This is a genomic window from Rhodococcus sp. BP-160, from assembly GCF_019836205.1.
Taxonomy (GTDB): Bacteria; Actinomycetota; Actinomycetes; order Mycobacteriales; family Mycobacteriaceae; genus Rhodococcoides.
Window position 1 is genome coordinate 44,671 of the sequence record NZ_JABUEK010000004.1, and the last position, 25,536, is coordinate 70,206.

Sequence of the window (25,536 nt, forward strand, 5' to 3'; positions counted from 1 at the left end):
CGGCCATGGCGACCTTCTTCTCGTGTGTGTTGTGGACCGGTTCCATCACGGGTACTGTCCGGTCATAACCAGTTGTAGTTTGACCAGGTGGCAGCCTGATGTCAAACAGAAAGTGTGAGCACGCCCACCTGCATCGCATCGCGCCGGGGGCGGGTCACCGAGCGGAAGGAGCACCGCATGTCCAAGGCGGACGCCATCGTCGCCGGGCTCGGAGGAGCCGGGAACATCGTCGAGATCGAAGCCTGCATCACGCGGCTCCGCACCGAGGTGCGAGACGGAGCACTCGTGAACGAGGCCGCTCTCAAGGCCGCCGGAGCACACGGGGTCTTCCACAAGGGGACGGCCGTGCAGGTCATCGTCGGGCCCGAGGCGGACACCCTCGCCGAGGACATCGACGACATCCTGTGACCGACACCGCCGTGGGCAGCCCGCTCGCGGGCACCGTCATCGCACTGGCCGACGTCCCCGACCCGGTGTTCTCCTCGCAGATGGTCGGCGCCGGCGTGGCTGTCAGACCCGCTTCGACGACCGGAATGGTGGACGTCCACTCGCCCGTGTCCGGGCGCATCCTCAAGCTGCACCCTCATGCCTTCGTGGTTCTGACGGAGGACAGGAAGGGAGTGCTGGTGCACGTCGGTATCGACACCGTGACGATGAAGGGCGAGGGTTTCGAACTCGTCGCGGCCGAGAAGGACTCGGTGTCGGCCGGAGACGTCGTCGTGCGCTACGACCCGGCCGCCGTCGCCGCCGCCGGATTCGACGACGTGTGCCCCGTCGTCGTGATGGACTCCGCCGCGGACTCCTTCGCGACGCCGTCGGTCGGGTCGTCCGTCACTGCCGGCGAGCCGCTCTTCGTCCTCTGACGGGCCGGGGTCAGGCCAGCCCGACCAGCTTCTCCGACTCTCTCCACAGCCCGTCGACCACGGCGGGATCGTCGACCTGCCCGTTCGTGCGACCGCGAGCCTTGTGGCGGCTGTAGTAAATCCCGGCGACCTCGGCGTCCGGCTTGTCGACGGCCACCGACACCAACGGCTCGGCGCCCGACTCGGCACTGATCGAGGCCACGTACTTCAGCGGAGTCCGGTAGATCACCCGGAACAGGACGTTGGCGTTGCCGAAGTTGCTGCGCACCGCTCCGGGATGGACGGCCACCGACGTGATGCCGCGGTCGGACCACCGCTCCGTGGCGCCGCGGGTGAAGCCGATGTTCATCAGCTTGCTGGTGCAGTAGGCGCGGAACTCGGCCGGCGAGGAACGGTCGTAGGCGATGTCCTGCAGATCGATTCGTCCACCGAGGTTGCCCACGGACGACGTGTTGACGATACGACTGCCCGCCGTACCGCCGAGTCGGTCGAGCAACAGATGGGTGAGCAGGAACGGCGACAGGTGATTGATCTGGACGTTCGGCTCGCGCCCGTCGGCGGTGCGCTTCGACGGATCGAACGTTCCACCCGCGTTGTTCAACAGGACGTCGATGTGATCGACGGAATCCCGCAGCTCGTCCGCGACCCGTCGTACGTCGTCGAACGAGGCGAAATCGGCCACGAACGCGCGACCACCGATCTCCGAGGCCGCGGCGGCGGTCTTCTCCGGTGAGCGGCCCACGACGAGCACCTCCGCACCGCGTTCCGCCAGGGTGCGCGCCGCGATGCGCCCGATCCCGTCGCTCGCTCCCGTCACGACGATGGTGCGACCGGTGAGCGAACGGGGAGTGGGCACGGAGGAGCCTTTCGATCTGCGGATGGAACGCCTCGACCGAAGTGTACGAGCGGACGGCGTCAGCGACGCTGTCGGCCGTGGACGTCAGCGACGCTGTGGCCGCCGCCCGCCCTGGACCTCCATCGTGAGCTGGTACCGATCGCAGCGGTACCAGCTCTCCGTGTGTTCGATCGGCCGGTCACCGCTGAACGACACCCGGTCGAAGTACAGCACCGGCGCCCCACGCTTCGTCCCCAGCAGCGTCGCGGTGTCGTTGTCGGCCGCCGTCGCGCTGACCGTCTGCTCGGCGCGATCGATGGTCTGCCCGTAGTGGGAGGACACCGCGTCGTAGATGGACTTGCTCAGATCGAGATCGACCAGGCCCGGCAGCACGGCGGCGTCGTACCACCCGTCGTCGACGCTGACGGGCTCTCCGTCCGCCAGTCGCAGCCGCTTGATGTGGTACGCCTTGCCGCCCGCGGCGATGTCCAGCGCACGGATGGTGGCCACCGACGGATCCTCGAGCCGCGCGAAGAGAACGACCGTGGTGGGTTCGAGACCCTGAGCGCGCATCTCCTCCGAGAACGACGCCAGGTGGAGCCTCGACTGGACGGGCCGACTGGCGACGAACGTGCCCTTGCCGCGCACCCGCACCAGGTGGCCCTCGTTGACGAGCTGACCGATGGCCTCGCGCACGGTGATCCGACTGACCCCGTAGTCCTCCATGAGGCGCCGTTCGCTCGGCATCAGATCGCCGGGCTGGAGTTCCTTGGTGCACCGGTGCAGCAGGATCGCGCGGAGCTGCTCGTGCTTGGGTACGGCACTGTCGCGAAGGTGGACGGGCATCACCACGGCGTGTACTCCCGAGAATCGGCGCGACCGGAGCGATCTGTGGCGCGAGCGGTACGGACTGGTCCCGTCCAACTTACTACCGTGGCTTCGCCCCGTGCGCCTTTTGCGCACCCTGGGATACGCGAAAGGCGCACGGGGATGGAATCCTCACCCGCATGACCGAGAGCACCGTCCCGTCCGCAGCCGACTGCCCCGTCCTGTGGCCCGTCGCCACCCGCTGGGAGGACAACGACCACTACGGGCACGTCAACAACGTCACGTACTACTCGTACTTCGACACCGCGGTGAACGGGTGGCTCATGCAGAGCACCGGCCTCGACATCCGCACACTCCCGGCCATCGGCGTCGTGGCCGAGACGTCCTGCAGGTTCCTCAGCCAACTGAGCTTTCCCGACGATCTGCAGGTGGGTATCGCCGTCGAGAGACTCGGCAACACCTCGATCGTGTACGCACTGAGCATCTTCCGGGTGGACGGCGAAAACCTGACCCCGGCGGCGGCGGGACGGTTCGTGCACGTCTACGTCGACGCCGAGACCCGCCGCCCGACACCGGTCCCCGACGAGATCCGCGCGGTCGTCGAGGCACTCGGACAGTGACAGCCCCCGGCCGGGTGTCCCTCGCCGTGCCGATCGGCGCGGGGGTGGTCACCGCGCTCGTCGGGTTCACCAGCTCGTTCGCGGTGGTCCTCACCGGCCTCCGATCCGTGGGTGCCAGCGAGGCGCAGGCCGCCTCCGGGCTCTTCGCCATGTCTCTGGTGATGGCGCTGGGGATCACGGGTCTCGCACTGCGCTACCGCATTCCGATCACACTGGCCTGGTCCACACCCGGTGCCGCGTTGCTCGCGGGTACCGGAGCGGTGGTCGGCGGATGGCCGGCGGCCGTGGGGGCGTTCGTGACCGTGGGCATCGCAATCGTGCTCACCGGAGTGTGGTCCGGCCTCGGCCGCGTCATCGCGGCGATCCCGGTGTCGTTGGCACAGGCGATGCTCGCCGGCGTCATCCTGCCGCTGTGTCTCGAACCCGTGCGGGCCCTCGCGGACAATCCCGCGGCGGTCGCCCCCGTCGTCGTCACATGGGTCGTGCTGCTGCGCTTCTCCCCGCGCTGGGCGGTACCGGCGGCCTTCGCCGTCGCCGCAGTGGTCATCGGCATCTCGCTCACGACGGGCGACACCGAGATCGGCGCCCGATCGCTGCTCCCGAGCCTCGACCTCGTCGCACCCACCTGGACGTGGCAGGCGCTGATCGGCATCGCACTGCCGCTCTACATCGTGACGATGGCGTCGCAGAACATCCCGGGAACGGCCGTCATGGCCTCCTTCGGCTACGCGGTACCGTGGCGAGCCTCGATGACCGTCACCGGCGTCGGCACAGCGATCACCGCACCCGCCGGCGTTCACGCCGTCAACCTCGCTGCCATCAGCGCAGCGCTCGCGGCCGCCCCGGACGCGCACCCGGACAAGGATCGTCGGTGGATCGCGGCGGTGGCTGCCGGGGCGTCCTACCTGGCCCTCGCGCTCGCCTCGGCGGCGCTGGCGACCCTCGTCGCCCTCGCGCCGGCCGGCATCGTGGAAACCGTTGCGGGACTGGCGTTGCTGGCCACCCTCGCGGCATCGCTGGCCGCCGCGTTGAGTACCGAGGCGGACCGGGTGCCGGCAGCCATCACGTTCGCGGTCGCCGCCTCGGGTGTGGCGATCGCGGGGATCGGCTCGGCCTTCTGGGCGCTCGTGCTCGGTCTCGTCGTCCGACTGGGCCTCACCCGACGCGCCTGAGGACCGGGGCTCCTCGTGCGCCTTTCGCGTACCCAGGGGTACGCGAAAGGCGCACGGGGGCGGAGCCCACTCAGAGGATCCCGGCCTCCTCCGCCGTGGCGACGGCGCGGCCGATGATGCCGTCCACCAGATCCGTCGTCGGCGAACCGTCGCGCGCCCGGTTGCGCTCGTCGTCGATGGCCCGGCGCATGACGCCCTCGGCGATGACGGACAGCTTCCACAGCGCGAGGGCGTGCCAGTACCCCACCGCGGAGACGTCGCGGCCGGTGGCGGCGGCATAGAGCTCGACCAGCTCGTTCCTCGTCGGGAAGCCCGGCAACGTGGAGGACATGAACATGCCCGCGTTGTCGTCGTCGGCCTCCGACCAATAGGCCAGCAACGCACCGACGTCCGCCAGTGGATCGCCGAGCGTGCACAGCTCCCAGTCGACCACCGCGACGATCGCATCGTCGACACTTCCCTCACCGGATCCGCTGGTGATGATGTTGCTCAGATGGAAGTCGCCGTGCACCAACGAGACCTCGGCCTGCTCCGGAGCCGACGCCGCCAGCGCGGTGGCCAGGCGCTCGATGTCCGGAACGTCCCGCGTCTTCGATTGCTCCCACTGAGCCGACCACCGCTTCAGTTGCCGTGCAGCATACGGCTTGTGACTCGCCAGGTCGGTGAGTCCGGTGCTGTCGAGATCGACCGCGTGGATCTTGCCGAGCGTGGCGGGCATGGCCTCACCGATCGTCCGACGACGTGCCTGCGACAGTGTCTCCGCGACAGTCGGGCTGTCGACCACCAACCCGTCGACGTGACTCATCAGCACGAGGGGCGCACCGGTGACGGCGGGGTCGTCGGTGAGGGCGATCGTCGTCGGAACGGGCACCGCGGTGTCCTGCAGCGCGGACAGGATGCGGTACTCGCGAGCGACGTCGTGCGCCGACGCGAGCAGCGTGCCCAGTGGCGGGCGCCGCAGCACCCACCGACCGTCGGCAGTATCGGTGACCGCGAACGTGAGATTGGACTGCCCGTTGCCTATGCGCTCGAAGGTCAGTGGCCCCGAGGCCCCGATATCGAGGCTTTCCATCCAGGCCGTCACCGCACCGTCGTCGAGGCCCGGCGTGGTTCCGGTGCTCACTTGTCGACCTTGCGGTACGGCGCGAGCTCGGTGCGCGCGATGGTCCGCTTGTGCACCTCGTCCGGACCGTCGGCGAGACGCAGGGTCCGCAGGTGGGCGTACATGCTGGCGAGCGGGAAGTCGTCGGAGACACCGCCGCCGCCGTGGACCTGGATGGCGCGGTCGACGATCTTCAGGGCCATCGCGGGCGCGGCGACCTTGATGGCCGCGATCTCCACGCGCGCTTCCTTGTTGCTGAACTCGTCCATCATCCAGGCGGCCTTGAGCGTGAGGAGGCGGGCCATCTCGATGTCGATGCGGGCTTCGGCGATCCAGTCCTGGATGTTGGCCTGCGCCGCGATCGGCTTGCCGAACGCCACGCGTGACGACGCACGGTCACACATGAGTTCCAGTGCGCGCTCGGCCATGCCGATCGCACGCATGCAATGGTGGATACGGCCGGGGCCGAGACGTGCCTGGCCGATCATGAAGCCGGCACCAGGTCCGGCGAGCACGTCCTTGCCGGGGACGCGGACGTTCTCGAACAGGACCTCGGCGTGACCCTCGCGGTCCTGGTACCCGAACACGGGCAGTCCGCGCAGGACGGTGACGCCCGGCGCGTCGATCGGCACGACCATCATCGACTGCTGTTCGTACGTCGACGCCTCGGGCGCGGTCTTGCCCATGACGATCAGCACCTTGCAGTTCTGGTGCAGGGCGTTCGAGGTCCACCACTTGCGGCCGTTCAGGATCCAGTCCTCGCCGTCGGCCACCATGGACATCGCGATGTTGGTCGCGTCGGAGCTGGCGACATCGGGCTCCGTCATGGCGAAGGCCGAGCGGATGGTGCCCTCGAGCAACGGGGCGAGCCACTTCTCCTTGTGCTCGTCCGTGCCGAAGCGGGTGAACACCTCCATGTTGCCGGTGTCCGGTGCGGCGCAGTTGCAGGCCTCGGGCGCGATCGCGGGGCTGCGGCCCATGATCTCCGCGAGCGGTGCGTACTCGGCGTTGGTCAGACCGGGGCCGTAGGCGGGATCCGGATGGAAGAGGTTCCAGAGGCCGCGCGACTTCGCGTCGGCCTTGAGCTCCTCGAGGATCGGCGGCTGGAAGTGCGGATCACCGGACTCCAGGATCTGCTGGGCGTAGACCGCCTCCGCCGGATAGACCTTCTCGTCCATGAACGCCAGCAGGCGCTGCTGGTAGTCCTTGCACCGATCCGAGTACGCGAAATCCATGTCAGCGATCCTGTCCTGGCCGTGCGGCCGTCTCGAGAGATGTTCGGTACCGACGCATCCCGGCGATCCACCGGTCGTAGTCGGCACTCTTGTGCGAGTAGAACGTGAGCACCTCGGGGTGCGGGAGAACGAGGAACTTCTCGGTCTCCATCGCCTCGAGGACGATGCGAGCGACGTCCTCCGGTTCGAGGACGGTGCCGGCGCCGGTCACGGCGGAGGCCGCCACCGAGGCACCCTCGGCGTCACTGTCGAAGCCCGAGTTCAGGAGCGCCGTGTTGACGCCCATCGGGCACAGGCAGCTCACCGCGATGCCCTTGTCGCCGTAGGTGACCGACAACCATTCGGCGAAGCCGACGGCGGCGTGCTTGGACACCGAGTAGGTGGCCGATCCGATCTGGGTGAGCAGGCCCGCCGCGGACGCGGTGGACAGGAAGTAGCCGTGCGTTCCGCGCTCGATCCATCGCGGGATCACCACGCGCGCAGCGCGCACATGGGCGAGGACGTTGACCGACAGCGCGGTGTCCCAGGCGGCGTCGGTGCTGTCGAGCCCCATCCCTGCCGTCGTCCCGGCATTGGCGATGTAGATGTCGAGTGGCCCGAACGCCTCCTCGACCCGCTCGATCATCTGGGCGATCACCGCGTCGTCGGCGACGTCGCCGCCGACGGCGATGCACCGCTCCCCCAGTCGCGCGGCGACCGCATCGGCGGCCGCCCCGTCGAGATCGGCGACCAGGACCGAGTTCCCGGCCTCGACCAGTGCAGTGGCGAGGGCGGCGCCGATACCGGCGCCACCTCCCGTGACGATGGCGACCTTGTCTGTGACCCGCATCATTCAGATAGTAGGCATGCGCAGTGGGTGACGGGCTTTCAGGGTCAACGAACTCGAGGTCGACCTCGAGTTCAGAAAGAGGTCCGGTGCCGCTCCTGCTCGACGATCTCGTCGATGTCGCCGAGCCGCTCCATCGAACTGACCGCTCGGCGCGTGCGCATGTTCTTCGCCAGCCGCTCGCGGTGCTTGTGCGTGAACGCCCAGTACCCCGCCGTGAACGGACACGCGTCCTCCCCGACCCGCTTCTTGGGGTCGAACGCGCAGCCCTTGCAGTGGTCGGTCATGCGGTCGATGTACGCGCCGCCGGACGTGTAGGGCTTGGTCGCGATCACTCCCCCGTCGGCGTGCTGACTCATGCCGAAGACGTTGACGGGCATGACCCACTCGTACCCGTCGACGAAGTGCTCGGTGAACCACCGGGTGAGCGCCCGCGGGTCGTACCCCCGTTGCAGCGCATGGTTTCCCAGGATCATCAGGCGCGGGATGTGGTGCACCCACCCGCGATCGCGCACGCCGGCGAGGGCGTCGGACAGGCACGCTGCGGTGACCTCCTCCGCGTCGAGGGTCTGGAACCATCCGGGCAGCGGGGTGTCGGCGTCGAGCGCGTTCGTGCGCATGTAGTCCTCGCCCAGATGCCAGTAGAGGTGCCACACGTACTCGCGCCACCCGAGGATCTGGCGTACGAACCCCTCGACGCTCGCCAGCGGTGCCGTCCCGTCCCGGTAGGCCTGCTCGGCGGCGCGCGCCGCGTCCAACGGGTGCAGCACACCGAGGTTGAACGGCACCGACAGCAGCGAGTGCGACATGGTCCAGTCCGCCGCCATCACGGCGTCCTCGTAGGGACCGAACGTGGCGAGACGGGTGGCCACGAAGGTCTTCAGCGCCGACGCCGCCTCAGCTGCGGTGACGGCGAAGAGACGCGGTCCGTCCTCGCCGGACCAGTCGACGTCCATGGCGTCGAGATCCGCGCGCACACCGGCGTCGATGTCGTCCTCCTCCGGCCACCACGGTTCGGGAACACCGAGTGTCGTCCGCTTCTTGGGCGGCTTCTCCCTGTTCTCCGCGTCGAGGTTCCAGGTGCCGCTCACCGGGTTCTCGCCGTCCATCAGGATGTCGAACCGGCGGCGCTGCTCTCGGTAGAAGTTCTCCATCAGGAACGACTTCTTGCCGCCCGCCCACTCGGCGAAGTCCGCACGGGACAGGGCGAACGTCGGGGTCGGCACGATCTCCTCGACCAGACCCTCGTCGGCCAGCCGACGGACGAAGGCCTCCGCACGCCGCGACGTCGGTTCGTGCACGACGACCGGGCGCCCGACGCGGGCGAGGCCCTCGCGGTAGGTGTCGGCTCGGATGTACGTGGCACGGTCGCCGAGTTCGTCCGCGAGGTGCCGCATGCCGCTGAGCAACAGATGCGCCTTCTGCCGATGACCCCGTCGACGGCCCAACGCACGCGCCGACTCGATGATGACGACGTCGCGGTCCACCATCTCCTCGGACGAGTGGACATGGGGGCCGAGCTGATCGGCGAACACCCAGAGCGGAGCCGGAGAGGACATGCTCTGCTGTTCCCCGTCCTCCGCGGAGCCAACCGGCCGGGCACCGCTACGCGTGACCGTCCGCCACCGTCATCCGATGCCCATCCTGCTCGTTCTGTGCGTGTCGGTGAGGCAATCGCCGAGCGAGTTGCTCACTCTCGTACACATCACTTGCGCAATGCGGTCAGGCGAGCATGCTGTGAGGTGAGCCACACCCGGTTCGTCCACACTGTGCGCCCTCCTCTCACGACGAGGTCCGCGCACCGGCGGAGAGGAAGCCCATGACCCGATCGGACACATCACCGCGGGGCCATCGCATCGCGCATCCCGTGCAGCTCGTCCAGCCCGACGGCCGGCGAGTGCACGACCCCGAGCACTGGCGACTCGTCGCCGACGTCGACGCCGCTCACATGCTCGACATGTACCGCGACATGGTGGTCGCTCGCCGCATCGACACCGAGGCGACCGCGCTGCAGCGCCAGGGTGAGCTGGGACTGTGGGCACCGCTGCTGGGTCAGGAAGCAGCCCAGGTGGGCTCGGCCCACGCCGTCACCGGGGACGACTACATCTTCACGAGCTACCGCGAGCACGCGGTGGCGTACTGCCGAGGCGTGCCGGTGGAGAAGCTCACCGCACTGTGGCGCGGCACCGCACACTCCGGCTGGGATCCGGACGAGTACAACATCACCAACCCGGCGATCATCGTCGGAGCGCAGGGTCTGCATGCCACCGGCTACGCCATGGCGGCGCGACTCGACGGTGCCGAGATCGCCACGGTCGCCTACTTCGGCGACGGCGCCACGAGCGAGGGCGACATCTCGGAGGCGTTGTCGTTCTCGGTCTCCTTCGGGGCCGGCGTCGTCTTCTTCTGCCAGAACAACCACTGGGCCATCAGCGAGCCCGTCGCGCTGCAGAGTCCGCTGCCGCTCGCGTCCCGTGCCGCCGGCTTCGGCATGCCCGCCCTGCGGGTCGACGGCAACGACGCCCTCGCCGTCCTCGCCGTCACCCGTGCCGCCGCGCACCGCGCCCGCACCGGCGGAGGCCCCACGTTCATCGAGGCGATGACCTACCGCATGGGCCCGCACACCACGTCCGACGATCCGACGCGGTACCGCGCCGACGCCGAGCGCGACGTGTGGGCGGCGCGCGATCCGTTGGACCGCCTCGACAGACTGCTCACCCGCGAGGGCGCCCTGACACCGTCCGTGCGCGAGGACATCGCCGCGACCGCGGACGACGTCGCCGCCCGGCTGCGCTCCGCCACGATCTCCGCCGTCGATCCGGAGTCGTCCACCCTGCTCGACCACGTCTACGCCGAACCCCACGCTGTGGTGGACCGCCAGAAGGAGACACTGCGATGACCACCGGAACCCTCTCCCGCGCCGGCGCGACCACCGCGTCGTCCGATCTCCACGTCAAGGGCACCCTCGGTGGTGCGATCAACGCAGGTCTCCGCGCCTCCCTCGAAGCCGACGACAAGGTCGTGCTGATGGGCCTCGACATCGGCAAGCTCGGCGGTGTGTTCCGCGTGACCGACAGACTGCAGAAGGACTTCGGCGACCAGCGCGTGCTCGACATGCCCCTCGCCGAGTCCGGCATGGTGGGCACCGCGTTCGGCATGGCGCTGCGCGGCTACCGCCCCGTCGTCGAGATCCAGTTCGACGGGTTCGTCTATCCGGCCTTCGACCAGATCGTGTCCCAGGTGGCCAAGATCCGGTACCGCACCGCCGGTCGCATCGGCGCCCCGATGGTCATCCGCATTCCCTTCGGCGGCGGCATCGGAGCCGTCGAACACCATTCGGAATCTCCCGAGGCGTACTTCGCTCACACGGCGGGCCTGCGGGTGGTCAGCCCGAGCACGCCCCACGACGCGTACTGGATGATCCAGCAGGCCGTGCACTCGGAGGACCCCGTCGTCTTCCTCGAGCCCAAGCGTCGGTACTGGGACAAGGGCGAATGGGCCACCGATGCGCCCGATCTGCCGCTGGACGCCGCTCGCGTGTGCCGCACCGGTACCGACGCGACAGTGGTGGCCTACGGGTCGATGGTGCAGACCGCACTGAAGGCAGCCGAGGTGGCGGAGTCCGAGGGCCACAGCCTCGAGGTCGTCGATCTCCGGTCCCTCTCACCGCTGGACACCGACACGGTCTGTCGGTCCGTGCGTCGGACCGGGCGCCTCGTCGTCGTGCACGAGGACACGGGCTACCTCGGCATCGCGGCGGAGGTGGCGGCCCAGGTGTCGCAGGAGTGCTTCTACTCCCTCGAAGCACCCGTCCAGCGGGTCACGGGCTTTCACGTTCCGTACCCGCCGGCACGCCTCGAGCGGCACCACCTCCCGGACGTCGATCGGATTCTCACGGGAGTCGACACGGTTCTCGCAGGCTGACGCGCCGCACGGGAATCACTGCGCCGGGTCACAGGAATCTGCCAGCCTCGTGCGCCATCATGGGGACCCGTGAGTACCACGACGACGCAACAGATCGCGCTTCGCGCCCGACGCACCACCCCTCGGTGGTGGGCACTGACAGGAGTGTCCGCGGCGGCACTGGTCGTGCTCTACGCCGTCCTGCCGCTGCTGGGCGTGCGCTACCCACCGGCGTCGGTCGCGCTCGAGGCCCTGTACGCCCCGGCCGACACGGTGCTCGACGTCATCGACGTGACGACCGTGCTGGTGGTGGTCGCCGCGCTGACGGTGGTCGCGGTGGTGCGCAAGTTGCCGTACGGCATCGGCGCGATCCTCATGCTGTGCCTCGGGTCGACCCTGACCGCGGCAGCCGGGTCGGCATGGCTGTCCGATCACATCGCGACGTCGGCACTTCCCGACGGCCGCGTGGTCGCAGCATCCTCAGTGATCGCGTCGGGTGCGCTCGTCGTGCCCGGTCGGCTGCGTCCCGTCGTCCTGGGGCTGGGCTCGGCCCTGGTCGCCGGCGTGGCCCTCGCCGCCGTGGTCACCGTGGGTGCGACAGGCATCGGCATCGTCGGGGCGCTGCTGGTGACCGGGATGTGGTGGGGCGCCGCCGGTGTCGTCATGGCGCACTCCCCCGTCGCCGCTGCCCGCGAGGCGAAGAACCCTCTCGACACCGCGGCCCTGATGCTCCGCCGCCGGTGAGCGGGCGGGGCATCAGGGCCGGGTACACCTAGAGGGCTTTGAGTTCCTCGATGACGGCGTTGACGGATTTCTTCGCGTCGCCGAAGAGCATCGACGTGCGGTCCGCCGTGAACAGCGGATTGTCGATACCGGCGTACCCGGAGCTCATCGACCGCTTGAGCACGATCACCGACCGCGACTCGTCCACGTTCAGAATCGGCATCCCGTGGATCGGCGAACTCGGATCGTTGCGCGCCGCCGGGTTGGTGACGTCGTTCGCGCCGATGACCAGGGTGACATCGGTGCGGGAGAACTCCCCGTTGATGTCGTCCATCTCCTTCATCGCCTCGTACTCCACGTCCGCCTCGGCGAGCAGCACGTTCATGTGACCCGGCATGCGCCCGGCCACCGGATGGATCGCGTACTTCACCTCCACGCCCTTGGACTCGAGGATCGACGCCATGTCCTTGACCGCGTGCTGAGCCTGCGCGACCGCGAGACCGTAGCCAGGGACCACGATGACCTGCGAGGCGTATGCCATCTGGATTGCCGCATCCGCCGCCGAGGTGGATTTCACCGTGCCGCCGGCATCGTCGGGGCCACCGACCGCGGACGCGCCGCCGCCACCGAACGACCCGAACACGATCGCCGGGATCGACCGGTTCATCGCCGTCGCCATCAGGTTGGTGAGGATGGTGCCGGACGCGCCGACGATCATGCCCGCCACGATCATCGCGGTGTTGTTCAGCGCCAATCCCGCCGCCGCAGCCGACAGACCCGTCAACGCGTTCAGCAGCGAGATCACCACCGGCATGTCCGCGCCGCCGATGGGGAACACCACGAACAGGCCCATCAGGGCAGCCGCGACGAGCACCAGCACGATCCACCACTGCGAGGTGCCCTCACCCGGGGTGGCGCGCAGACCGATGTAGACCGACACCGCCACCGCCAGGAGCAGCAACACGATGTTGGTGAGCTGGAAGATGCGGGCGTTCTTCACGAACGCCTTCTCGACCTTCTTGTTCAGCAGCTCCTGCAGCTTCAGGAACGCCACCAGCGAACCCCAGAACGACACCGACCCGATGACCGCCGCGAACAGTGACCCGATGACGATGTGCACCGTCGGCTCTTCACCGTGCTTGAACGCCGAGAAACCGTCGGTCTCGATGAACTCCGACCACGCGATCAACGCGACCGTGCCGCCGCCCACGCCGTTGAACAACGCCACCAGCTGCGGCATCGCCGTCATCTTCGTGCGCTTGGCCGGCGGGACACCCAGCAGGACACCGATGGCCAGACCGGCGGCGATGAGGATCCAGTTGATCGCCGCGGTGTCGCGGACCTCGATCAGAGTCGCCACCACGGCGATACCCATACCGACAGCGGCGATCCAGTTGCCGCGCACCGCCGTCTTCGGGCCGGTCAGACCCATCAGGCCGTAGATGAACATCGCGAACGCGACGATGTAGAGGATGTTGACGAGATTGTTCATCAGGAATCAGCACCCTTCTCCACAGCAGCGGGCGCCTTCTTGCCCTTGAACATGCCGAGCATGCGGTCGGTCACCAGGAACCCACCGACGACGTTGAGCGTGCCGAAGATCAACGCGACGAACGCGATGATCCGCACACCCCACGGCGCGTCCTCCGGCAACCGGCCCAACACGATGAGGGCGCCGAGCACGACGATGCCGTGGATGGCGTTGGTGCCCGACATCAGCGGCGTGTGCAGCGTGTTCGGCACCTTGGAGATGACAGCGAAACCGACGAACCCGGCCAGGACCAGGATCGCGATGTTCGCGAGCAACGGTGTGTACATCAGTCGTCCGCCTTCACGGTGGTGTCGGCCGTGCGCGTCACGCACGACTTCGCGAGGACCTCGTCGGTGAAATCGGGGGCGAGGGCACCGGCATCGTCGAGCATCAGCTCGATCAGCGCCGAGATGTTCTTCGAGTACAGCTCACTCGCGTGCTCGGGCATCGTCGCCGGCAGATTCAGCGGCGAGGCGATGATGACGTCGTTCTTCACCACCGTGCGACCCGGCTCGGTCAGCTCGCAGTTGCCACCGGTCTCCCCCGCCAGGTCGACGACGACACTGCCCGGCTTCATCCCGGCAGCCGCCGCAGCGGTCACCAGCTTCGGCGCCGGACGCCCCGGCACCAGAGCGGTGGTGATGACGACGTCGAACGTCGAGATCGCCTTCTCCAGCGCCGCCTGCTGCTGGGCACGCTCGTCCTCGGTGAGCTCACGGGCATACCCGCCCTCACCGGCAGCGTCGATCCCCAGATCCAGCCACTGCGCACCGACCGACCGCACCTGATCGGCGACCTCGGGACGCACGTCGTACCCGGTGGCGCGGCCACCGAGACGCTTCGCCGTCGCCAACGCCTGCAACCCCGCCACACCCACACCGAGCACCAGCACCGTCGCCGGCTTCACCGTGCCCGCCGCGGTGGTGAGCATCGGGAAGAACCGCGTCGACTCCGACGCCGCGAGCAACACAGCCTTGTAGCCGGCGACGTTGGCCTGCGAGGACAACGCATCCATCACCTGTGCGCGAGAAATCCGCGGAATCGCTTCCACCGCGAAGGCCTGCACGCCCGCAGCGGTCAACTCCGGAATGATCGTGTCCGCGTTGCGCGGCGCGAGGAAGCCGACGAGCGTCGACCCGCGGCGCAGCTTGCGCACCTCGGCCGAAGACGGCGGCGCCACCTTGACCACCACGTCGGCGCTGTACGGATCGCCGATGCTCGCACCGGCGTCGACGTACAGCTGATCGGGGATCAGAGCGCCCAGCCCGGCACCCGCCTCCACCACCACGCGCACACCCTTGCCCGTCAGCGCGGCGACCACCTTGGGGACCAGCGCCACCCGGCGCTCCCCCTCGTTCGTCTCACGCACGACGCCGACCAGCGTCCCTGCTTCTCGAGAATCTTCCACCAGCTGTACTTCCTGTGAATGGCGGCACGTCCGCGTCCCGCGGAGCTGCACTGCCGCCGACTGTCGTCGGTTCCGAGAACGACCTCGTCGACGGTGGCTCATGTTCGCCCGCGTGAGAGGTCCTGGAGTCGGCCGGGTGGGCCCACCGCAAGGTAACGCACGACACAGACATACCGAGCGTCGAGGTCGAATGTGAGGCGGAGGTCATAACGGACCGAGTGTGTCGGTGCGACTTGGCACACTCGCTTCATGACCACCGACAGTGCCGACCCCGCATCCGACGTTCCGCAGCCCGTGCTGGAGGCCGTCCGGTCCGCGTCCCACGTCGCCGTGCTCACCGGGGCCGGGATGTCCGCGCAGTCGGGCGTGCCGACGTTCCGCGACGCGCAGACCGGGCTGTGGGAGCGGTACTCCCCGGAGGAGCTGGCCAGCCCCGACGCGTTCGTCCGCGATCCGGATCTGGTGTGGGCCTGGTACCGCCGACGAGCGCAGCTCGTGGCCGCCTCGAGCCCGAACGCCGGTCATGTGGCCCTCGCGCAGTGGCAGAGGTCCGCACCGCAGCAGACCGTCGAGATCGCCACACAGAACGTCGACGACCTGCACGAGCGCGCCGGGTCCACCGTGCTGGCCCACGTCCACGGCACGCTGGCCGCGGTGCGGTGCTCGATCTGCGAGGAGCCTTTCGAGGGACCGGTCGACGACGTCGAGGACGGCGCGGAACGCATCGCGCCGCCTGCGTGCGGTCTCTGCGGGAGTCCGGTCCGCCCCGGTGTCGTGTGGTTCGGCGAGCCGCTTCCGGAAGCGGAGTGGGCAGCGGTCGCGGCGTCAGTCGAGGCCGCCGACACCGTCCTGGTCGTGGGAACGTCCGGCGTGGTCTACCCCTTCGCGGGGCTTCCCGCTCAGGCTCGCAGCGCGGGCGCCGTCGTCATCGAGATCAACCCGGACGAGACCGCGGTCTCCGACATGGCCCACCACGTCTGGCGGGCGACCGCGGGCGACTCCCTGCCTGCACTCGTCGCCGCCGTCACGGAGCAGCAGCGATGACCGAGTGCGTGTTCTGCGACATCGTCGCCCGCCGCGCCCCCGCGACGATCGTCCACGAGACCGACTCGGTGCTCGCGTTCCTCGACATCCGGCCCGTCACCCGCGGGCACACCCTGGTGGTTCCCAAGGTGCACTCCTCGGGGCTCGAGACACTCGACCCGGTCGTGGGTGGGCAGGTCTTCGCCGCCGGCCAGGCCCTGGCCGGCGCGATGCGCCGCAGCACCCTGGCGGCGGACGGGGTCAACCTCGCCATGAACGACGGACGCGCCGCCTTCCAGACCGTGTTCCACTCGCACCTGCATGTCGTACCTCGCCACCACGGCGATCGCATCCGCTTCGTCGCCGGCATGATCACGCGGCGTCAGAGCGAGCCCGAGGCGACCGCCCGGGCAATTCGGGCCGCACTCGCCTCCTGAGGTCCGATGCAGCCGCTCAGGCGGCGGCGAAGAACCAGGAGACCACGAGAGCACCGGGGTCGATGACGCCGCGCGCCGCGTCGCCGATGTAGCTGGCGCGGCCACGCTGGGCGACGGTGTCCGTCGTGGACTCGGCACCGCGCGTCGCAGCCTCGGCAGCCGCGGCGAGGGCCGCCGAGAGCTCGACCGATCCGGCGTCCCCCAGAGCTCGTGACGCCGGGTCCAGCGCGTCCACCATGGTCTTGTCCCCCGGCTGCGCACCGCCGAGATCGGTGATGGCGGCCAGTCCGTCGGCCACTCCCGCGGCGATGCTCGCGGTGCTCGCCCCGGGACCGTCGAGGGCGACCGAGACCCGGTGGAAGAACGCACCGAAGAGAGCGCCGGACGTTCCGCCCGCATTGCCGAGGAATCCACGAGCCAGGATCTCGAACACCGCTGCGGGCGAGGCACTCTCGTCCACCGCGAAGTCGGCCAGACCGATCTGCATATTGACTCCGAAGTCGCCGTCACCGGCTCGGCGATCGAGGTCGGTGAGCTCGTCGATCGACGACCGGACACGCTCGACGAACGACGAGACCCAGGTGGTGACGAACGGGTCGGCCGCGCCGCCCGGAAGCTCCGACGCCACTGCCGCGTCCGTGTCGTCCTCGGCGTCGTCGTGCAGGTCCTGCGCCGGCGAGCGGGGCCACGCGGGCGCCTCGGTCGGGGCGTCCCACAAGCCGAGGATCTCGTCGTCGCAGCGGACGGCGGTCAACGACACCCCCGCCATGTCGAACGCCGTCACGAGGCTCCCGACGAGCGTGCGTCGGACGGTGATGCCGCGCCCCTCGAGATACCGCAGCGCGGCACCGAAGACGATGTCGAGTTCGAGCGGATGGGTCGCGCCGAGTCCGTTGACGATGAGCACGACGTCCTCGCCGCCGGACAGTCCCAGCGAATCGGCCACGGGTCCGAGCAGCGCCTCGGCGATCTCGGTGGCGGTGAGCGTCGCGACGCGCGCGGTGCCGCGTTCGCCGTGGATACCGACACCGAGTTCGACCTCGTCGTCGCCGAGCTCGAAGGACGGGGACGACGCGCCCGGGACCGTGCACGGACGGAAGGCCACCGCCATGCTGCGAGCGCCCTGGGCGACCCGCCGCCCCAGCGCGGCGACGGAGGCGAGGTCGTCGCCGCGAGCAGCGGCGGCGCCGCAGATCTTCTCGACGGCCACCGTCGCGGCGGTTCCGCGTCGGCCGGGCCCGTCCTCGCTCTCGGACGCGACGTCGTCGGCCACGAGCACCGTCTCGACCGTGATGTCGTCGGCAGCACACAGATCGGCCGCGATGCGGAAGTTGATGACGTCGCCGGTGTAGTTCTTGACCACGTGGATCACGCCGGCGCCGGCCTCGACCGCCCGCGTCGCCGCCTCGATCTGGAGCGCGTTCGGGCTCGTGAACACAGACCCCGGCACCGCCGCATCCAACATCCCGGCACCGACGAAGCCGGAGTGGAGCGGTTCGTGGCCGGAACCACCGCCCGACATCACGGCCACGCGCCCGTCCGTCGTGCGCTCGCGGCGCGTGAAGTATCCGGGCCGTTCGACGAAGCGGAGGTCGGCGCTGCGCCGGGCGGCGGCGCGGCAGGCGTCGACGATGACGCGGGACGGATCATCGATCATCTTGTGCAGCGACATGCACCCGACACTAACCACGTCTGCACACCCGACGCGTGCGTACTGACCTACGCTCCCGCCATGCGCCTGTTCCTCGCGTCCTACCGATTCGGGCTCGCCCGTGACCGGTTCCTCGAACTCACCGGACCACCCGGCCGCATCGCCGTCATCGCCAACGCGGCGGACTCCTGGCCCGACGCCGCGCGCGCGTCCGCGGTCACCAGTGAGTTCACCCTCCTGCGCTCGGCGGGTTTCCTCCCTGTCGAGGTCGACCTGCGCGAGTTGATGCCGAGCACGGCCCACGACGTCCTGGCTGCCTTCCCCGCCGTGTGGGTCCGCGGTGGGAACACCTTCGTGCTCCGGCGCAGGATGGCCTCGTCCGGTGCAGACGAGGCGATCGCTCGACTGCTCGCGGAGGATGCCGTCGTGTACGGCGGGTACAGCGCCGGAGCCTGCGTCCTGGGTCCGACGCTGCGGGGCGTGGAGTACGCCGACCCGCCCGGCGAGGTGGAGCCGACCACGGGCGAGGACGTGCTGTGGACCGGCCTGGGGATCATCGACGACGTGCTCGTTCCGCACTGGGCGTCGGACACTCTGGATCCCGACGGAGCGTCGGCCGCGATGGCCGCGGCGTGCGACGCGGCGGGAACGCCGTACCGCACGCTCACCGACGACCAGGTCTACGTCGTCGACGGCGGCGATGCCGCGGTGATCTGACTGTCAGCCGCTGTGCGCGATGGGCATCTGGAACGGCGCGAGCCGGTCCATCGCCGACCACGCGAGCCGGCAACGCCGCACGGTCATCTCGTCGGCGTCACGGAGCAACGCATCGAGCAGCAGGCCCGGACGTTCGGACCACTGGGCGGCGAGGGCGTCCATCTCGGCGTCGGTGAACAGTCCCGAGCGTCGTAGCGCCGACGTCCACTCGGTCACCTCGCCACGATGGAGCGACTCGAGGGTGTCGTAGTCGACGCCGCCGGAGACGAAGTCGTAGGAGAACAGCGCCGCCGCGCACTCGAACGGTGTGTTCTTCGTCGGTCTGCGCGACGCTGTCGTCGATGGTGCAGATGCCGACCGTGTGATGTCGTGTGACGGTGCCATGAGTGCCTCCTTCTCGCCCCCTCGGTCTCGGCCCACGTGCCGATCTCCGTCATCCGGACGCTAATCCTCCGACGTGCTCTTGTCGGCACCCATCGGGGCACGATCTGGTAACAGAGTTGCTCGTGTGACTGATGTGAACATCGGCCGGACGTCGACCCGGCCACCGTTCGACGCGGTCTCCCACTGTCCCGCACCGTGTCTCGTCATTCCGGCGAGGTCACGGGCAGGGCTGGGGGTAGCGTCGAGACGTAGGACCCGCCGGTCGAGGAAGGTGAGCATCATCGACGATCTCGTGACGTCCCTGACAGACGCGGTCGGAGCCGCCATCGTGGTGACCGATCCGGACATCACCGCCGGCTATCGCCAGGACTGGGCCCGCGATCCGAACGCCGGCACTCCCCTCGCCGTCGTGCGCGCCACCAGCACGGCCGACGTCCGCGCCGTCATGCTCTGGGCCACCGAGCATTCCGTCCCGGTGGTGCCGCGCGGCGCGGGATCCGGTCTGTCCGGTGGTGCGACCGCCGTCGACGGCGGCATCGTGCTGACGACCGAGGCGATGCGCGCCGTCACCGTCGACCCGGTGACGCGGACGGCCGTGGTCCAACCCGGTCTGCTCAACGTCGAGGTCAAGGCCGCTGCGGCCGAACACGGCCTGTGGTACCCACCGGATCCGTCGTCGTTCGAGATGTGTTCGATCGGCGGCAACGCCGCCACCAACGCCGGCGGCCTGTGCTGCGTCAAGTACGGGGTGACCACCGACTACATCCTCGGTCTCGAGGTGGTCCTCGCCGACGGCACCGTCGTGAACCTGGGCGGCCCGCGTCTGAAGGACTCGGCCGGCCTGTCGCTGACCAAACTCTTCGTCGGCAGCGAGGGCGTCCTCGGCATCATCACCGAGGTGACGCTGCGACTGATCCCGGCTCAGCCACCCGCGAGCACGGTCGTGGCCACCTTCACCCGCCTGTCCGACGCGACCGACGCCATTCTGGCGATCACCCGCTCGCTGCGGCCCGCCATGCTCGAGTTCATGGACTCCACGTCGATCAACGCCGTGGAGGACGCCATGAAGATGGGCCTCGACCGCACCGCGGCAGCGATGCTCATCGCCCGCTCCGACTCACCCGGCGCGCACCGCACCGAGGAGACCGAGACCATGGCCGCGGCGTGCACGGCCGCCGGCGCCGACGAGGTGTTCGTGACCGACGATCCCGACGAGGGCGAGGCGTTCGCCGCAGCCCGGCGCTTCGCCATCCCCGCCGTCGAACGCACCGGATCCCTCCTGCTCGAGGACGTCGGAGTTCCGCTGCCCGCACTCGCGGACCTGGTGCAGGGAATCGCGAAGATCGCCGATGCCCGCGGCGTCGTCGTCGCCGTCATCGCCCATGCGGGCGACGGGAACACGCACCCGCTGATCGTGTTCGACCCCGAGGACGCGGACATGGAGGAGCGTGCGCACCAGGCATTCGGCGAGATCATGACGCTCGCGATCTCGTTGGGCGGCACCATCACCGGGGAACACGGTGTCGGCCGGCTCAAGAAGGCGTGGTTGCCGGATCAGGTGGGCGAGGACGTCATGGAGCTGACCCGGCGCATCAAGCACGCCCTCGATCCCGCGGGCATCCTGAATCCCGGTGCCGTGCTCTAGTTCCGGGTGTACCCGTCGGCGACCTCGAGCACCTCGTCGAGGATCTCGAGTCCCCGACGGATGTCCTCCTCCGTCGTGACGAGCGGCGGCGCGATCTGCAGCCGATTGCCCGCCACGAACGGCCACAGCCCGCGCTCCTTGGCCGCCTTCGTGACGGCCGCCATGGGAGCTGCGGCGGCGCCGGTGGCGTTGAACGGTGTCAGCGGCTCGCGGGTGCCCTTGTCCGTCACCAGTTCGACGGCCCAGAAGAACCCCATGCCCCGCACGTCACCCACGCTCGGATGCGCCTCACCCAGCTTGGTGAGCCCCGGCCCGAGGACGTCCTCCCCCACGGCGCGGACGTGGCCCAGGATGTCGTCGCGCTCGAACACCCGGATCGACGCGATACCGGCGGCGCAGCCGAGCACGTGGCCCGAGTAGGTCAGACCTCCCGGATACGGCGTGTGGTCGTACCGCTGCGCGATCTCCTCGGAGATCACCACTCCGCCGAGCGGGACGTAGCCGGAGTTCACACCCTTCGCGAACGTGATCAGATCGGGCTCGACGCCCCACGCCTGGCACGCGAACCAGTGCCCGGTCCGGCCGAAGCCCACCATCACCTCGTCGGCGATGTACACGATGCCGTAGCGAGTGCAGAGTTCGCGGACACCGGCCAGATATCCCGGCGGCGGGACCAGTACGCCGTTGGTGCCGACCACCGACTCGAGAATGAGCCCCGCGATGTTCTGCGGTCCCTCCAGCGTGATGACCATCTCGAGGTGGGCCAGCGCCGCGGCCGTCTCCTCCTCGGGGCCGGTCGAATTCCAGGGTGACCGATAGGGATACGGCCCGAAGAACCGGACGACGTCGACGTTGGTCGGCTCGGTTCCCCACCGGCGCGGCTCTCCCGTCAGACCGATGGCCACACCGGTGCCGCCGTGGTACGACCGGTACGCGGCCAGCATCTTGGTCCTCCCGGTGTGCTGGCGAGCAAACCGCACGGCGTGCTCGACGGCCTCGGCCCCGCCCGTGGTGAAGAAGACCCGGTTCAGGTCACCGGGAGCGCGCTCGGCGATCAGTCGAGCGAGTTCGCTGCGCTTGTCGTTCGCGACCGTCGGGGAGATGGTGGTGAGCACACCGGCCTGCTCGACGATCGCCGCCACGATATCGGGGTGCTGGTGTCCGATGTTGACGTTGACCAGCTGCGAGGAGAAGTCGAGGTACTTCCTGCCCTGGTCGTCCCAGAAGTAGGACCCGGACGCCCCGGTGATGGTGACCGGGTTCAGCTCCGCCTGGGCGGACCAGGAATAGAAGACATGGTCGGTCATGTACCACCTCCGTTATCGGGCGATTCCGGATTCCGTCGCCACCTCTGACGTCATCATGGCAGGAAGAACCGACTCGCCGTAGGCATCCAGCGTCGCGGTCTTCGCATCGTGTTGGAGGTAGACCGCGAACTGGTCCACACCGAGCGACTCGAGCTGTCGGAGTCGCTGCACGTGCTGCTCGGGCGAGCCCAGGATGCAGAACCGGTCGACGATCTCGTCGGGCACGAAGTCGGCGTGCGTGTTGCCGGCTCTGCCGTGTTGGTTGTAGTCGTACCCCTGGCGGCCGGCGATGTAGTCCGTGAGAGCGGCCGGGGCACCGGAGGTCGCTCCGTAGCGGGACACGATGTCCGCCACGTGGTTTCCCACCATGCCGCCGAACCACCGGCACTGATCACGGGCATGCGCGGCGGCGGCCGCGGAACCGTCGGTGACATAGGCGGGGGCGGCGACGCAGATGGTCACGGCATCGGGGTCGCGCCCCGCCTTCTCGGCGGCGTCGCGGACGGTGGCCACGGTCCACTCGACGATGTCGGGATCAGCGAGTTGCAGGATGAACCCGTCGGCGACCTGCCCGGTGAGTTCCAGTGCCCGCGGGCCGTATCCGGCGATCCACACCTCGAGCTCGGACCGCGACGCCCACGGCAGCCGCACGGTGGTCTCGCCGATGCGGGCGGACCGCCCGTTGCCGAGTTCGCGGATGATCTCCACCGACTCGGCGAGCCGCGCGATCGTGGTGGGCTTCCCACCCAGAGTGCGCACCGCGGAGTCGCCGCGACCGATCCCGCACACGGTGCGGTTGCCGTACATCTCGTTGAGTGTGGCGAACGTCGATGCCGTCACCGTGACGTCCCGCGTCGACGGGTTGGTCACCATCGGTCCGACGACCACCGTGCGGGTGCTCGCGAGGATCTGACTGTGGATGACGTAGGGCTCCTGCCACAGCAGGTGTGAGTCGAAGGTCCACACGTGGGAGAAGCCGTGCGTCTCGGCGATGCGAGCGAGTTCGACCACCCGCGAACTGGGCGGTGTGCACTGCAGCACCACTCCGAAGTCCATCCCTCACACCAGATTCTGGGACAGGTCGCGGCGCACGAAACGGCCGTGCCCGGCGCGGCCCAGGTACTCGCCGCGGTCGACGACGACGGTTCCGCGGGAGATCACCGTGTCGACGTGGCCGTCCACGGTCATGCCCTCGTAGGCCGAGTAGTCCATTCTCATGTGGTGTGTCTCGACTCCGATGGTGGTGCGGCCGTTCGGGTCGTAGACCACCAGATCCGCGTCGGCACCGGGCGACACGATGCCCTTGCGCGGGTACATCCCGAACATGCGTGCCGGCGTCGTGCAGCACACCTCGACCCACTTCTCGAGCGTGATATTCCCCGACACCACACCCTGATACATCAGGTCCATCCGATGCTCGACCGACCCGATTCCGTTGGGGATCTTGGAGAAGTCGCCGATACCCATCTCCTTCTGGTCCTTCATGCAGAAGGGACAGTGATCCGTGCCGACCGTCGAGACGTCGCCCGTGCGGAGGTACCGCCACAGCTCGTCCTGGTGCCCCTCGGCACGGGACCGGAGCGGGGTCGAGCACACCCACTTCGCACCCTCGAAGCCCGGCGCACCGAGTTGCTCCTCGAGCGAGAGGTACAGATACTGCGGACACGTCTCTGCGAAGACGTTCTGCCCCGTGCCTCGTGCCGTCGCGATCTGCTCGAGCGCCTGTTTCGCCGACACGTGGACCACGTACAGCGGCGCTCCCGTCACGTCGGCCAGCATGATCGCGCGATGCGTCGCTTCCTCCTCGAGCTGCCACGGCCGGGACGTGCCGTGGAAGTACGGCGCCGTGTCACCGCGTGCGATCGACTGCTCGACCAGGACGTCGATGGCGATGCCGTTCTCCGCGTGCATCATCAGCAGCGCGCCGGTCGCCGCGGCAGTCTGCATCGCCCGCAGGATCTTCCCGTCGTCCGAGTAGAAGACGCCGGGATAGGCCATGAACAGCTTGAAGCTGGTGACTCCTTCGGAGACCAACTCGCTCATGGCCTTCAACGAGTCGCTGTCGACGTCTCCGATGATCTGGTGGAATCCGTAGTCGACGGCGCACGAACCGGCAGCCTTGTCGTGCCACGTGGCGAGGGTGTCCTGCACGCGCATCCCGGGGTTCTGGATGGCGAAGTCGACGATCGTGGTGGTTCCGCCCCACGCGGCAGCGCGCGTCCCCGTCTCGAACGAGTCGGAGGCGAAGGTGCCGCCGAACGGCATCTCCATGTGGGTGTGGCCGTCGACCCCTCCGGGGATCACGTACTTCCCGGTCGCGTCGACGACGACGTCGCTCGACGACGCGAGGTCGGCGCCCAGAAGCGTCGAACCCGGTTGCAGCACTGCGACGATCGTCTCACCGTCGATCAGGACGTCCAGGGGCTGCGACCCCGTCGGCGAGACGACGATGCCCCCGTGGACGAACGTGGTCGTCACGGTGTCACCAGGGGACCGTAGGCGTCGGGTCTGCGATCGCGGTAGAAAGCCCACCGATCGCGGACGGTCGCGATGAGCGACAGGTCCAGATCGCGGACGATCACTTCGGCCGCGCTGTCCGAGGCGACGTCGCCGACGAACTTCCCCTCGGGATCGACGAAGTAGCTCGTACCGTAGAAGTCGTTGTCGCCCAACTCCTCGACTCCCACTCGGTTGATCGCGCCGATGTAGTACTCGTTGGCCACGGCCGACGCCGGTTGCTCGAGCTTCCACAGGTAGTTCGACAGGCCTCGCGAGGTGGCGGACGGATTGAACACGATCTCCGCACCGGCCAGTCCGAGTGCGCGCCAGCCCTCCGGGAAATGGCGGTCGTAACAGATGTAGACCCCCACCTTGCCGACGGCGGTGTCGAACACGGGCCAGCCCAGGTTGCCGGGGCGGAAGTAGAACTTCTCCCAGAAGCCGTTCAGGTGCGGAATGTGGTGCTTGCGGTACTTGCCCAGGTACGTACCGTCCGCGTCCACCACGGCAGCGGTGTTGTACAGAATGCCTGGCTGTTCCTTCTCGTAGACCGGCAGCACCATCACCATGCCGAGTTCCTTCGCGAGAGACTGGAAACGCTCGACGGTGGGTCCGGGAACCGATTCGGCGTAGTCGTAGAAGGACGCGTCCTGCACCTGGCAGAAATAGGGGCCGTAGAACAGTTCCTGAAAACAGATCACCTGCGCGCCCTGCTCGGCTGCCTGGCGGGCGTACTCCTCGTGGGCCTGGATCATCGATTCCTTGTCGCCGGTCCAGGTGGTCTGAACCAGTGCTGCTCGAACGACAGTCATGACATGACACCTCCG

26 protein-coding genes are annotated in these 25,536 nt (G+C 68.8%); 11 read left to right on the forward strand and 15 right to left on the reverse strand.

All coding sequences use genetic code 11. The features are described from left to right. The first annotated feature begins 177 nt into the window (after window positions 1-177). On the forward strand, window positions 178-408 hold the full coding sequence (locus HQ306_RS16485; RefSeq protein ID WP_027507251.1) for a glucose PTS transporter subunit EIIB: 231 nt from the start codon (window positions 178-180) through the stop codon (window positions 406-408). Then, entirely contained in the window at window positions 405-863 is a 459-nt protein-coding gene (locus tag HQ306_RS16490; RefSeq protein ID WP_056448462.1) for a PTS glucose transporter subunit IIA, read from the forward strand. The genes HQ306_RS16485 and HQ306_RS16490 overlap by 4 nt, the downstream gene beginning before the upstream one ends. Window positions 864-873: 10 nt before the next feature. Here the strand turns inward: HQ306_RS16490 and HQ306_RS16495 are convergent, their stop codons facing one another. Both HQ306_RS16495 and HQ306_RS16500 read right to left on the reverse strand, forming a co-directional pair. Continuing rightward, entirely contained in the window at window positions 874-1,719 is an 846-nt protein-coding gene (locus HQ306_RS16495) for an SDR family NAD(P)-dependent oxidoreductase (RefSeq protein ID WP_222632736.1), read from the reverse strand. A gap of 84 nt (window positions 1,720-1,803) precedes the next feature. Next, window positions 1,804-2,547 carry a GntR family transcriptional regulator gene (locus HQ306_RS16500; RefSeq protein WP_056448583.1) on the reverse strand — a complete coding sequence of 248 codons (744 nt, stop codon included), beginning with the start codon at window positions 2,545-2,547 and terminating at the stop codon, window positions 1,804-1,806. 158 nt (window positions 2,548-2,705) lie between these two features. On the opposite strand from HQ306_RS16500, the gene HQ306_RS16505 reads away from it, so the two are divergent. Both HQ306_RS16505 and HQ306_RS16510 read left to right on the forward strand, forming a co-directional pair. Then, window positions 2,706-3,146 (forward strand): thioesterase family protein, encoded by a 441-nt coding sequence (locus HQ306_RS16505; RefSeq protein ID WP_027507255.1) that lies wholly within the window; start codon window positions 2,706-2,708, stop codon window positions 3,144-3,146. Continuing rightward, on the forward strand, window positions 3,143-4,318 hold the full coding sequence (locus HQ306_RS16510; protein WP_222632737.1) for a benzoate/H(+) symporter BenE family transporter: 1,176 nt from the start codon (window positions 3,143-3,145) through the stop codon (window positions 4,316-4,318). The genes HQ306_RS16505 and HQ306_RS16510 overlap by 4 nt, the downstream gene beginning before the upstream one ends. A gap of 70 nt (window positions 4,319-4,388) precedes the next feature. Here the strand turns inward: HQ306_RS16510 and HQ306_RS16515 are convergent, their stop codons facing one another. The 4 genes from HQ306_RS16515 to HQ306_RS16530 all read right to left on the reverse strand — a co-directional run bounded on the left by HQ306_RS16515 (window position 4,389) and on the right by HQ306_RS16530 (window position 9,040). Next, window positions 4,389-5,390 (reverse strand): phosphotransferase family protein, encoded by a 1,002-nt coding sequence (locus HQ306_RS16515; RefSeq protein ID WP_222632974.1) that lies wholly within the window; start codon window positions 5,388-5,390, stop codon window positions 4,389-4,391. A gap of 47 nt (window positions 5,391-5,437) precedes the next feature. Continuing rightward, window positions 5,438-6,655: an acyl-CoA dehydrogenase family protein gene (locus tag HQ306_RS16520; RefSeq protein WP_222632738.1), complete on the reverse strand. Its 1,218-nt coding sequence runs from the start codon at window positions 6,653-6,655 to the stop codon at window positions 5,438-5,440. A 1-nt stretch (window position 6,656) separates the two neighbouring features. Further along, complete coding sequence (locus HQ306_RS16525) at window positions 6,657-7,484, reverse strand: SDR family oxidoreductase (protein ID WP_027507259.1); 828 nt, start codon at window positions 7,482-7,484, stop codon at window positions 6,657-6,659. Between the two features lie 71 nt (window positions 7,485-7,555). Beyond that, complete coding sequence (locus tag HQ306_RS16530; protein WP_222632739.1) at window positions 7,556-9,040, reverse strand: cryptochrome/photolyase family protein; 1,485 nt, start codon at window positions 9,038-9,040, stop codon at window positions 7,556-7,558. A 260-nt stretch (window positions 9,041-9,300) separates the two neighbouring features. Here HQ306_RS16530 and pdhA point away from each other — a divergent pair, with 260 nt between their 5' ends. The 3 genes from pdhA to HQ306_RS16545 all read left to right on the forward strand — a co-directional run bounded on the left by pdhA (window position 9,301) and on the right by HQ306_RS16545 (window position 12,128). Beyond that, complete coding sequence (gene pdhA / locus HQ306_RS16535; protein ID WP_222632740.1) at window positions 9,301-10,380, forward strand: pyruvate dehydrogenase (acetyl-transferring) E1 component subunit alpha; 1,080 nt, start codon at window positions 9,301-9,303, stop codon at window positions 10,378-10,380. Then, on the forward strand, window positions 10,377-11,405 hold the full coding sequence (locus tag HQ306_RS16540; protein WP_222632741.1) for an alpha-ketoacid dehydrogenase subunit beta: 1,029 nt from the start codon (window positions 10,377-10,379) through the stop codon (window positions 11,403-11,405). Before pdhA ends, HQ306_RS16540 begins: the two co-directional genes overlap by 4 nt. A gap of 69 nt (window positions 11,406-11,474) precedes the next feature. Next, window positions 11,475-12,128, forward strand: a complete 654-nt coding sequence (locus HQ306_RS16545) for a hypothetical protein (protein WP_222632742.1) — start codon at window positions 11,475-11,477, stop codon at window positions 12,126-12,128. A gap of 28 nt (window positions 12,129-12,156) precedes the next feature. Here the strand turns inward: HQ306_RS16545 and HQ306_RS16550 are convergent, their stop codons facing one another. From HQ306_RS16550 to HQ306_RS16560, 3 genes are read right to left on the reverse strand one after another with little or no spacing between them, the layout of a single operon-like run. Continuing rightward, window positions 12,157-13,599 (reverse strand): NAD(P)(+) transhydrogenase (Re/Si-specific) subunit beta, encoded by a 1,443-nt coding sequence (locus HQ306_RS16550; RefSeq protein ID WP_222632743.1) that lies wholly within the window; start codon window positions 13,597-13,599, stop codon window positions 12,157-12,159. Next, window positions 13,599-13,925 (reverse strand): NAD(P) transhydrogenase subunit alpha, encoded by a 327-nt coding sequence (locus HQ306_RS16555; protein ID WP_222632744.1) that lies wholly within the window; start codon window positions 13,923-13,925, stop codon window positions 13,599-13,601. The genes HQ306_RS16550 and HQ306_RS16555 overlap by 1 nt, the downstream gene beginning before the upstream one ends. Further along, complete coding sequence (locus HQ306_RS16560; protein WP_261770203.1) at window positions 13,925-15,049, reverse strand: NAD(P) transhydrogenase subunit alpha; 1,125 nt, start codon at window positions 15,047-15,049, stop codon at window positions 13,925-13,927. The genes HQ306_RS16555 and HQ306_RS16560 overlap by 1 nt, the downstream gene beginning before the upstream one ends. 246 nt (window positions 15,050-15,295) lie before the next feature. Here HQ306_RS16560 and HQ306_RS16565 point away from each other — a divergent pair, with 246 nt between their 5' ends. Together HQ306_RS16565 and HQ306_RS16570 are read left to right on the forward strand one after the other, a co-directional pair. After that, on the forward strand, window positions 15,296-16,090 hold the full coding sequence (locus HQ306_RS16565) for an NAD-dependent deacylase (protein ID WP_222632746.1): 795 nt from the start codon (window positions 15,296-15,298) through the stop codon (window positions 16,088-16,090). Further along, a complete protein-coding gene (locus HQ306_RS16570; protein WP_027504969.1) occupies window positions 16,087-16,506 on the forward strand; it encodes an HIT family protein in 420 nt (139 codons plus the stop codon). The genes HQ306_RS16565 and HQ306_RS16570 overlap by 4 nt, the downstream gene beginning before the upstream one ends. 16 nt (window positions 16,507-16,522) lie before the next feature. On the opposite strand, the gene dhaL is transcribed toward HQ306_RS16570, so the two are convergent. Then, complete coding sequence (dhaL, locus tag HQ306_RS16575; protein ID WP_222632747.1) at window positions 16,523-18,178, reverse strand: dihydroxyacetone kinase subunit DhaL; 1,656 nt, start codon at window positions 18,176-18,178, stop codon at window positions 16,523-16,525. Between the two features lie 60 nt (window positions 18,179-18,238). On the opposite strand from dhaL, the gene HQ306_RS16580 reads away from it, so the two are divergent. Beyond that, complete coding sequence (locus tag HQ306_RS16580) at window positions 18,239-18,874, forward strand: Type 1 glutamine amidotransferase-like domain-containing protein (RefSeq protein ID WP_222632748.1); 636 nt, start codon at window positions 18,239-18,241, stop codon at window positions 18,872-18,874. 3 nt (window positions 18,875-18,877) lie between these two features. Here the strand turns inward: HQ306_RS16580 and HQ306_RS16585 are convergent, their stop codons facing one another. Beyond that, a complete protein-coding gene (locus HQ306_RS16585; protein WP_231476246.1) occupies window positions 18,878-19,258 on the reverse strand; it encodes a hypothetical protein in 381 nt (126 codons plus the stop codon). A gap of 271 nt (window positions 19,259-19,529) precedes the next feature. Between HQ306_RS16585 and HQ306_RS16590 the strand changes: the two genes are divergently transcribed. Next, window positions 19,530-20,903 carry an FAD-binding oxidoreductase gene (locus HQ306_RS16590; protein WP_204868670.1) on the forward strand — a complete coding sequence of 458 codons (1,374 nt, stop codon included), beginning with the start codon at window positions 19,530-19,532 and terminating at the stop codon, window positions 20,901-20,903. Here the strand turns inward: HQ306_RS16590 and HQ306_RS16595 are convergent. Genes HQ306_RS16595 through HQ306_RS16610 form a run of 4 tightly spaced genes read right to left on the reverse strand, consistent with a single transcriptional unit; the run spans window position 20,900 to window position 25,521 of the window. Beyond that, a complete protein-coding gene (locus HQ306_RS16595; RefSeq protein WP_222632749.1) occupies window positions 20,900-22,210 on the reverse strand; it encodes an aspartate aminotransferase family protein in 1,311 nt (436 codons plus the stop codon). The two genes, HQ306_RS16590 and HQ306_RS16595, sit on opposite strands and share 4 nt — an antisense overlap. Before the next feature lie 12 nt (window positions 22,211-22,222). Further along, entirely contained in the window at window positions 22,223-23,266 is a 1,044-nt protein-coding gene (locus tag HQ306_RS16600; protein WP_222632750.1) for a TIGR03842 family LLM class F420-dependent oxidoreductase, read from the reverse strand. Between the two features lie 3 nt (window positions 23,267-23,269). Next, complete coding sequence (hydA, locus tag HQ306_RS16605; RefSeq protein WP_222632751.1) at window positions 23,270-24,688, reverse strand: dihydropyrimidinase; 1,419 nt, start codon at window positions 24,686-24,688, stop codon at window positions 23,270-23,272. Further along, window positions 24,685-25,521 carry a nitrilase-related carbon-nitrogen hydrolase gene (locus HQ306_RS16610; protein WP_056448423.1) on the reverse strand — a complete coding sequence of 279 codons (837 nt, stop codon included), beginning with the start codon at window positions 25,519-25,521 and terminating at the stop codon, window positions 24,685-24,687. Before HQ306_RS16610 ends, hydA begins: the two co-directional genes overlap by 4 nt. Window positions 25,522-25,536: the final 15 nt, after the last annotated feature.